10 protein-coding genes are annotated in these 9,383 nt (G+C 50.4%); 9 read left to right on the plus strand and 1 reads right to left on the minus strand.

Going from position 1 to position 9,383, the window contains the following annotated elements:
• The first annotated feature begins 49 nt into the window (after window positions 1-49).
• The gene (locus EA392_01430; GenBank protein TVR41578.1) at window positions 50-439 is read left to right on the plus strand and encodes a DUF3276 family protein; all 390 of its coding nucleotides are present in this window, start codon (window positions 50-52) and stop codon (window positions 437-439) included.
• 8 nt (window positions 440-447) lie between these two features.
• Here EA392_01430 and EA392_01435 read toward each other — a convergent pair whose 3' ends face one another.
• Window positions 448-966, minus strand: coding sequence for an NADPH-dependent oxidoreductase (locus EA392_01435; GenBank protein ID TVR41579.1), 519 nt, complete (start codon window positions 964-966; stop codon window positions 448-450).
• Between the two features lie 136 nt (window positions 967-1,102).
• Between EA392_01435 and EA392_01440 the strand changes: the two genes are divergently transcribed.
• The 8 genes from EA392_01440 to EA392_01475 all read left to right on the plus strand — a co-directional run bounded on the left by EA392_01440 (window position 1,103) and on the right by EA392_01475 (window position 9,068).
• Entirely contained in the window at window positions 1,103-1,918 is an 816-nt protein-coding gene (locus tag EA392_01440) for a ParA family protein (protein TVR41586.1), read from the plus strand.
• On the plus strand, window positions 1,905-2,792 hold the full coding sequence (locus tag EA392_01445) for a ParB/RepB/Spo0J family partition protein (GenBank protein ID TVR41580.1): 888 nt from the start codon (window positions 1,905-1,907) through the stop codon (window positions 2,790-2,792). The genes EA392_01440 and EA392_01445 overlap by 14 nt, the downstream gene beginning before the upstream one ends.
• Window positions 2,789-3,445: a hypothetical protein gene (locus EA392_01450; protein TVR41581.1), complete on the plus strand. Its 657-nt coding sequence runs from the start codon at window positions 2,789-2,791 to the stop codon at window positions 3,443-3,445. Before EA392_01445 ends, EA392_01450 begins: the two co-directional genes overlap by 4 nt.
• A 21-nt stretch (window positions 3,446-3,466) precedes the next feature.
• The gene (gene dapB / locus EA392_01455; protein TVR41582.1) at window positions 3,467-4,189 is read left to right on the plus strand and encodes a 4-hydroxy-tetrahydrodipicolinate reductase; all 723 of its coding nucleotides are present in this window, start codon (window positions 3,467-3,469) and stop codon (window positions 4,187-4,189) included.
• Between the two features lie 257 nt (window positions 4,190-4,446).
• A complete protein-coding gene (gene lepB / locus EA392_01460) occupies window positions 4,447-5,736 on the plus strand; it encodes a signal peptidase I (protein TVR41587.1) in 1,290 nt (429 codons plus the stop codon).
• 5 nt (window positions 5,737-5,741) lie between these two features.
• On the plus strand, window positions 5,742-6,770 hold the full coding sequence (gene lepB, locus EA392_01465; GenBank protein TVR41583.1) for a signal peptidase I: 1,029 nt from the start codon (window positions 5,742-5,744) through the stop codon (window positions 6,768-6,770).
• On the plus strand, window positions 6,740-7,423 hold the full coding sequence (locus tag EA392_01470; protein ID TVR41588.1) for a hypothetical protein: 684 nt from the start codon (window positions 6,740-6,742) through the stop codon (window positions 7,421-7,423). The genes lepB (EA392_01465) and EA392_01470 overlap by 31 nt, the downstream gene beginning before the upstream one ends.
• Before the next feature lie 10 nt (window positions 7,424-7,433).
• Window positions 7,434-9,068, plus strand: a complete 1,635-nt coding sequence (locus EA392_01475) for an acyl-CoA carboxylase subunit beta (protein ID TVR41584.1) — start codon at window positions 7,434-7,436, stop codon at window positions 9,066-9,068.
• The last annotated feature ends 315 nt before the right edge of the window (window positions 9,069-9,383 follow it).

Below are 9,383 nucleotides of genomic sequence, written 5' to 3' on the forward strand. Positions count from 1 at the left end.
ATTTTTTATATTTGTTTGGATTCGATCAACCAAAAAACCAAACAACAATATGTCTGACCACGGAGCGAACAGAAAGTCGCGGGAGGATGTTTTTTCGAAAGCAGTAAGAGCCGGTAAACGCACCTACTTTTTCGATGTGAAGAGCACCCGCGGAAATGACCTTTACCTGACCATTACTGAGAGCAAAAAGCGCTACTCCGACAACGGTGACACTTTCTACGAAAAGCACAAACTCTTTTTGTACAAGGAGGATTTTGAGAAATTCATTGAAGGCCTCCAGGACACCATTGATGAGATTTACGAACTGCGAAACGGGAATGGTATTTACAACAACGGTCGCGAAGATCACCCGGATGGTGAGTTGGGCAACCGCGCTGCCGAGACCCTGGAGCAATACAACGACGTCAGCTTTGACGATCTTGGCAAAACGGGAGAGTAAGTCAATCTTTAAAAGGCTGCAAACAACTGAGCCTGCAACCGCAGCAGCTCAGAATACGCGTCGGGCAATTGCACCCCATTTTCGGGTAACTGTTGAATACGTGAAAGATTGGGTTTGAAGTGCAGCACATTCACCTGAAGGTAATTCAAAACTCCTGTAAGGTGATCGAGTCCTCTCAGGTTACCCGAGCGTCCGGCCGACAGCCCAATGAGTGCTGCCTTTTTCCCATACCAGTGATGCGGTTCCACTGCGTCCAAAAAGAGTTTCAGGATCCCCGGAAAGCCGCCGTTGTACTCGGGCAAAACGAATACAAACTTATCAACATCTGTCACTACGGCACGAATGGTCTTTTCAAAGGCCGGCGAACGCTCTCCGTACACCTCTGAAAAAGCCACATCTCGCGGCAAGTCGCACAAGCTATAAACCTGCGTATTCAGGCTCTTTTCATTGTAAAACTGCGCGGCCATACGCGCAATTTGCAAAGACGCATTTCCGGGGCGATTGGTACCTGAAATAAAGGTGATCATAGAGCGTTCAATTAACAGAATTTTGTGCAAAAGTATTCCTTTCCACGGGCTTTTTCGGCTTCGTGTAAACGGTACTTTTAACAAGGCTGTTGTACCTTTGTTCCACTGTGGCAACCCACAATCAACAAAACAAGAGATGGCAAAGATTATCACCGTAGCGAATCAGAAAGGAGGCGTAGGAAAAACCACCACAGCTATTAACCTGGCTGCGTGTTTGGGTGTACTTGAGCACAAAACCCTGTTGGTAGATGCCGATCCGCAGGCCAACGCAACATCAGGCGTGGGAATTGACCCGCGCAACGTGAAGACCAGTATATACGAATGCCTCATTAATGATATTGACCCGCGCGACATCGTGCTCCAAACTGACAATCCCAATCTGGATCTCATTCCGGCGCACATTGATCTGGTAGGAGCAGAAATTGAACTGATTGACCTGCCCAACCGCGAGCACATGATGCGGCACGCCCTGGAAAAAATCAGCGATCAGTATGATTTCATTATCATAGACTGCCTTCCTTCACTGGGCCTGATTACCGTGAACGCGCTCAGTGCAAGCCACTCGGTAATCATACCGGTGCAGTGCGAGTACTTTGCGCTCGAAGGTCTTGGCAAGCTGCTCAACACGGTTAAAATAGTACAGTCGAGGTTGAATCCCGAGTTGACCATTGAAGGCATCCTGCTCACTATGTACGACACGCGCCTGAACCTCGCCAATCAGGTGGTGGCAGAAGTAAAAATGCACTTTCAGCAACTCGTTTTTGACACCATCATTCACCGCAATACCCGCCTGAGCGAGGCACCAAGCCACGGAGCTACCATCATTATGCACGATGCGAGTTGCAAAGGCTCCATCAACTACCTGAACCTGGCTCGGGAAGTTTTGCAGAAAAACGATTTGACCCGCATTCCTACCGACGAAAAAATCATTGAAATAAATGACGAGGCCTAAAGCATTGGGCAAGGGCCTGAGCGCCCTGCTCGAAAACCGCGATACCGACATTACAAGCAATAACCCTGTAAAACCCGTACTTGCAGGATCGGTTTCGAATATTGCTGTGTCGCAGATAGAGGTAAATCCTTTTCAACCACGACAGGAATTTGACCGAGAAAAGCTAGCCGAGCTGGCCGCTTCCATTGAGTCCTACGGCATCATTCAGCCCATCACCGTGCGAAAAATGGGCTACGACCGCTACCAGATCATCTCGGGAGAACGGCGCTTCAGGGCAGCCCAAATGGCCGGACTCACCGAAGTGCCAGTTTTTGTGCGTATTGCCGATGACCAGGCCATGCTCGAAATGGCATTGGTTGAAAATATCCAACGCCATGACCTGGATGCCATAGAGGTGGCACTCAGCTATCAAAGGCTGATTGAAGAATGCGGACTAACGCAGGAAGCCCTTGCCGGAAAGGTAGGGAAAAAGCGAACCACGGTAACCAATTACCTCCGGCTGCTGAGGCTTCCGGCCGAAATACAACTGGGTATCCGCCAGGGGCAAATCTCTATGGGGCATGCACGTGCACTCGTGAGCGCAGGCTCTGAGGAAGAACAAGTAGCCTTGTACCGGAGCATCGTAGAGGGCAATCTCTCCGTGCGTGATGCCGAACAGCTGGCAGGTGCTGTCAAACCAGTATCAAAAACCGCCAGCCCGTCCAAAAGAATAGGCCTTACCCTTCAACACAAGAGCATTCAACAGAAATTGACGGATAAACTGGGCACTAAAATTGCTGTCCGGCCGAGTGAACAAGGCGATGGCAAAATCGTAATCCGTTACGAAAACGAAGAAGATCTTGCGCGTATCGCCGCAATTTTGCAGGCGTATTGAACCAATTTTTTTGGATAGCTGGCTTGGTGATACTTATGCATCACGCTCAGGCTCAGGAGACACCCGACACGCTCGAAACCACTCCTGAAGTACCTGAATCCGTTGCTGAACCTGATTCCATCCCTCCGGGTTTCGAACAGGAAATCTTCTACACCGAGCCCGGCGTTAAGTCTGACCGGGTCATTCGCGGCGATCCTGCCAAAAAACCTGAACGCATTCACTCCCCTAGAAAAGCTACCATCTACTCTGCCGTGTTACCCGGTCTTGGCCAAGCCTACAACCGGCAATACTGGAAGGTTCCCATTGTGTATGCAGGCGTGGGAGTGGCAGTGTACTTTTTGCAGGACAATATCAAACAGGCCAATTTTTACCGACAAAGCTACCTGAACGCAACCGACGGCGATCCGTCAACAGTCAACACTTCGGGTTACAGTCCGCCGCAGTTGCGCGAACTGGTAATTCAACACCAAAAATGGCGAGACTACTCCTACCTTGGGCTGGTTGCGGTTTATCTGCTGAACATTGTGGACGCGCAGGTTTACGGCCACCTGTTTACTTTTGACGTAAGTGATGAACTCTCGCTCAGAATCGCTCCATCCGTCCTTCCAACCGCTCAACCCATGGCCGGACTCACCTTTTGCCTGAAGTTGTAATTTTGGGCGCAATCGCTTGAAATGAAAATAGCCCTGATTGGTTATGGAAAAATGGGAAAGGCCATTGAGCGCCTGGCTCTGAATGCCGGACACGACATTGTGGCCAGAGTGGGTCGGGGACCAGAATCTGAAACGCCGCTTCCGACAAACACTGACGTAGCCATTGAGTTCACCCGTCCGGATGCCGCCGCTGCTAATATTCAAGCCTGCGCAGAACAAGGCATTCCCGTTGTGTGCGGCACCACCGGCTGGTACAGGCAACTGTCCGAACTCAGCGCAATTATTGCGCAAAATCAAGGCGCCTTGCTCTACGCCCCGAATTTCAGTATCGGTGTGAACCTATTTATGGAAGTGAACCGGGTGCTGGCCCGGCTGATGAGCCGCCAGCCGCAATACCGTGCTGAACTCTCAGAAATCCATCACACTGAAAAACTCGATGCTCCGAGCGGCACAGCCATCGCATTGGCCGATGACTTAATAGCAAACCACAACGGCTACTCCTCATGGAGCCATTCAGGCACTGCAAAAAACAACGAATTGCCCATTACGGCAATGAGGGAGCCGGGCGTACCCGGAACCCACAGCCTTACCTACTCGTCGCCGTGCGATGAAATCAACCTCACCCACACAGCGCTCAACCGCGACGGTTTTGCCTCGGGTGCCCTATACGCCGCCGAATGGCTGAAGGGCAAGACAGGAATTTTCACCATGAAAGATGTACTCAACTTAAACCAGCTTACATGATTGCCATCATTCTCTTTTACCTCACCATTGCGGCCTATTTTGGCAGTTTCTGGAAACTGTTTCCCAAGGCCGGATACAAAGCGTGGGAAGGCCTGGTTCCGGGCTACAACCTATACATCTGGCTGAAAATCATCAAGAAACCCTGGTGGTGGTTGCTTTTGCTCATCGTACCGGGTGTGAATTTCCTGATGCTCATCGTAATGAATGTTGAGCTGGGCAGAAGTTTTGGAAAACGCAGTTTTACCGACGATCTGCTGATGACCTTTGCCCCTTTCGCCATGATTCCCATGCTGGCTTTTAAGGACGAAATCGCTTACACCGGGCCCATTGATTTCACCAAAGAGAAAAAAGGTGCCCTGCGCGAGTGGGTGGATGCCATCATTTTTGCAGTCGTGGCCGCAACCATTATCCGCGTGTTTTTTATTGAAGCCTTTACCATCCCTACCCCTTCTATGGAAAAGTCTATGCTGGTGGGAGACTACCTCTTTGTAAGCAAGGTAAGCTACGGAGCGCGCTCGCCCATGACACCCATTGCCTTTCCTTTTGCCCACCACACCATGCCTCTCATCAACACCAAATCCTATGTAGAATGGCAGAAACTGCCTTACTTCCGGCTTCCGGGTTTTGGAAGTGTTGAGCGTTTCGATGCCACTGTATTCAATTACCCCGAGGGCGATACCGTGGCACTCAATTTCCAAAACCAGAGCTACTATCAGCTCCTTCGAGACCACGGCCGGAAAAACGTCTGGAATCCCAACTACAAAATGCCTCAGGTGGTAGATGGTCGCCGAGGATACATACCAATGGGAGAAATTCAGGTGAGACCCATTGACAAGCGCGAGAACTACATCAAGCGCTGCATCGGACTTCCCGGTGAGACCCTCGAAATTGTAGATCGCGAAGTATGGATTGACGGCAAAATGATTGACAACCCCGAAAAAACGCAGTTCCTGTATGATGTGTACACCAACGGGGCACTCAATACGCGCATGCTTAAAAAACAGTTCGATATCAATCCCGACGACCTTTTTGAGCTTAAAAAAGGCGAACAATACGCCGTTTTTATGAGCAGTGATGTGGCAGCCGAAGTAAAGCAGTTCAGTAATGTGAACGAAGTAATTCCTCGAAATGAGAAAAAGCGGGAGGCAAACATCGACGGAAAAGTGCGGCCCATTTTCCCCAACCACCCGGACTACAATTGGACTGCCGATAACTTTGGTCCGCTGTGGATACCCAAGGCTGGCAAAACCGTTGACCTGGACGAATACAATCTACCTCTTTACGAGCGCGCCATCGGGTACTACGAGGGCAACGACCTTGAGCTGCGAAACGGAAAAATCTACATCAACGGAGAAGAAAGCACCCGCTACACCTTTGAGCAGGACTATTACTTTATGATGGGAGACAACCGCCACAACTCGGCCGACTCCCGTTTTTGGGGCTTTGTTCCCAACGACCACATTGTGGGCAAGGCCGTATTTATCTGGTACTCGCGCGATCCCTACGAAGGCACCCGCTGGAAACGCATCTTCTCGTTGGTTGATTAAGAGCCATGGCCCGGAAAAACGCGGCATGGAAAAGCTGGTTGAAGTCATTCGTGGCGGCTACCATCTTTATCTGGGCTGCAACCACCTTCCTATTCAGCCCGAAAGTGGTAACGCGCTCTTCGATGGAGCCCAATCTCTTTCCGGGAGATTTGGTGTTGGTAAGCCGGTTTCCACTAGGCCCGCGCATGCCCGTCACCATTGGAATTCCCTTTACGCGGATTCGATTGAATCAGGCGTCGCTGCCTGTATGGCGGGTTGGTTACGGCGGTAAGCTGGAATCGAACGACGTGGTAGTTTTCAACTTTCCGGAAGATTCAGGGGTGGTAGACAGAAAACGCATCATGGTGAAAAGAGCCGTAGCGCTTCCCGGAGATACAATCCAGCTTCGCAACGGAAATCTCTTTATCGGCGGTGTTTTGCGCGTTCCGGCACACACCGTTCTTTCCAATTACGAAGTGCAGGGTACTAAGGGCTCCTTCAACAAACTGTGCGAATGGCTGGATGATTACAGTCAGCGAACGCGGCTGAGTTTAGGCGATGTGCACATCATCAACCTCAGTGCAGATGAGGCCGCGGAAGCCGACACGCTCTTTTCTGAGCTGCAGATTACCCGTGCGGCTTACGCTCCGGGCAAGTATCCGGGCAGCATGTTTCCGCCCATTGAAGGAAACCAATGGTCGCCCGACGACTATGGCCCCTTTTACATACCCCAAAAGGGCGATACCATTGACCTGGACGCCGTAAACCTCCAACGCTACGAGCGCCTGATAACACAGTACGAAAGCTGCGTCATTTCCAACGTGGGCGATTCCATCTTTGTGAACGGAAGGTATGCTGAGCGCTATGTGTTCAAGGAAGACTATTACTTTGTGATGGGCGACAACCGCCACAATTCCATTGATTCGCGGCACTGGGGGCCTGTTCCTGAAAGCCACATTATTGGTCGGGCATCGCGAACCCTTTTTTCGTTTGACCCACAGGCACCGTGGTATGCAAAAATCCGATGGTCGCGATTGTTCCGAAAAGTAGCATGAACCAGCCCCAGGTCATACTTCCTCTTTGCGCCTTCGGCAACGATGTGTATATGCACCTCCTCCTTACGCATCACACCATCATAGATATGGGCGAGCATTTCACCAAACAAACCTGGCGCAACCGATACGATTTGGCGGGTCCCAATGGCATTCATCCGCTTACCATTCCGGTAGTGTCGAGGAAAGGGCAAAAAGTGCCCGCAGCCGAGGTGCAAATTGACCACAAAACAAACTGGAGAGACCAGCATCTGAAAAGCATTCGTGCTGCTTACGGATCGGCGCCATTTTTCGAGCATTACATGGATTCCCTCTCAGAACTGTACACGGTTGAAACGCACCTGCTGTGCGACTGGAACAAAACCTCACTCAGCTGGACATTGAAACAACTGAAAACCGAAGTAAAGCTTGGTTGGGCAGAAAAATACGTGGACCCAACTCCGGAATTTTATGACTTGCGCAAAATTTTCAAGCCTTCGGCCTTTGGCAAGCTACACACCGATTGCCCGGCTTACCTTCAGGTTTTTACCGACCGCTACGGGTTTCGGCCACATTGTTCGGTGTTGGATTCGCTATTCAACCTTGGGCCCGATGCAGCGTTGTGGTTGCGTAACATCCGCTTTGACGCGTGTCAAATTACTAACTTAGGCGGCTAAAATAATCCACATGGCCAATTTGGAATTCAACAAGAACGACGACAATATGCGATTGAAAATATCGCAGTTAAACCGAAAACTCAACAAAATTTTCGAAGGCGGCGGCAACGATAAAATTGAAAAGCTCAAGGCCAAGGGCAAAATGAGTGCCCGCGAGCGTATTGACATGCTGCTCGACCCCGACAGCCGGCGTGTGGAAATTGGCGCGCTTGCCGGCGACGGTATGTACAAAGAGTATGGAGGCTGTCCGTCGGGGGGTGTGGTGGTTGTGATGGGTTACGTTTCGGGCAAGCTCTGTATAGTGGTTGCCAACGATGCCTCGGTAAAAGCCGGGGCCTGGTTCCCGATCACAGGAAAAAAGAACCTGCGTGCCCAGGAAATTGCCATGGAAAATCGTATCCCCATTATTTACCTTGTGGACAGTGCTGGTGTTTTTCTGCCTATGCAGGATGAAATTTTTCCCGACAAGGAGCACTTTGGACGGATTTTCCGCAACAATGCGATCATGTCGTCACGAGGCATTCCGCAAATTGCCGCCATCATGGGTAGCTGTGTGGCAGGTGGTGCATACTTGCCCATTATGAGCGATGAATCCCTCATTGTTGAAAAAACCGGAACCATCTTTTTGGCGGGTTCATACCTTGTAAAAGCAGCCATTGGTGAAGACATTGACAACGAAACCCTGGGTGGTGCCACCACGCACAGCGAGATTTCGGGCGTAACCGATTACAAAGTGGCCAACGACAAAGAATGCCTGGAAACCATTCGCGAATTGGTGGATAAAATCGGAAGTAAAGGGCCCGATGCCGGCTTTGACCGTAAAAAACCCCTACCACCGGCATCCGACCCTAAAGAGATGTACGGCATACTGCCTATGTCGCGAACCAAACCCTATGAAACCAAGGAAATCATCAAGCGTCTGGTGGATGATTCCAAATTCACAGAGTACAAAGCCGGATATGGCAAGAGCATCGTATGTGCCTATGCGCGCATTGACGGCTGGAGCGTGGGTATTGTGGCCAATCAGCGCCAGATTGTGAAGAACAAAAAAGGCGAGATGCAGTTTGGCGGGGTGATATACTCCGACTCGGCCGACAAAGCCGCGCGATTTATTATGAACTGCAACCAGAAAAACATTCCGCTCGTGTTTTTGCAGGACGTAACCGGATTTATGGTGGGCAGCAAATCAGAGCACGGAGGGATTATTAAAGACGGAGCAAAAATGGTAAACGCCATGAGCAACAGCGTGGTGCCCAAGTTCACGATTATTGTGGGTAACTCATACGGAGCAGGAAACTACGCTATGTGTGGCAAGGCTTACGACCCACGGCTTATCGTTGGATGGCCGAGCGCACAATTGGCGGTAATGGGTGGATCACAGGCTGCCAAGGTTTTGTTGCAGATTGAGGTTGCCTCGCTTAAAGCAAGGGGTAAAGAAATCACCCGTGAAGACGAAAAAGCCCTGCTTGAGAAAATTGAATCGCGTTACGAAGAGCAAACCAAACCCTACTACGCTGCAGCCCGGCTGTGGCTCGATGCCATCATCGATCCGGTTGAAACCCGCAAGGTCATATCCATGGGTATTGAAGCGGCCAACCACGCCCCCGCCGAGCGGCCTTACAATGTAGGGGTGATTCAGACTTAGGATTTGACTATTTCTGTCCCCTCACAGTGTGCAACTTTCTAGGGCAGGTATGAAGGAGATTTTCACTTTAACCGGATTGCTGAGAGACGAAGCTCGTAGCAGCCTGCCCCGAAAAATTTCGGGGCGCATCTCCTACCGTCGTTACTCCGGTCGAAATGACAAAAGCGTAGGTTAGAACCTGAGTTCGATTATTCTTCAGGATTGAGATCACCTTTAAATGGTGAGTTTCAACTTAAAATGATGAAGGAATAGCGGGCTATTTCCTGTTTTCGACACTTTTCAACTCCCCATTTTGCAAAGTGCTACAATTCAATC

The sequence above is a fragment of the Cryomorphaceae bacterium genome (assembly GCA_007695365.1).
GTDB lineage: Bacteria > Bacteroidota > Bacteroidia > Flavobacteriales_D > SKUL01 > SKUL01.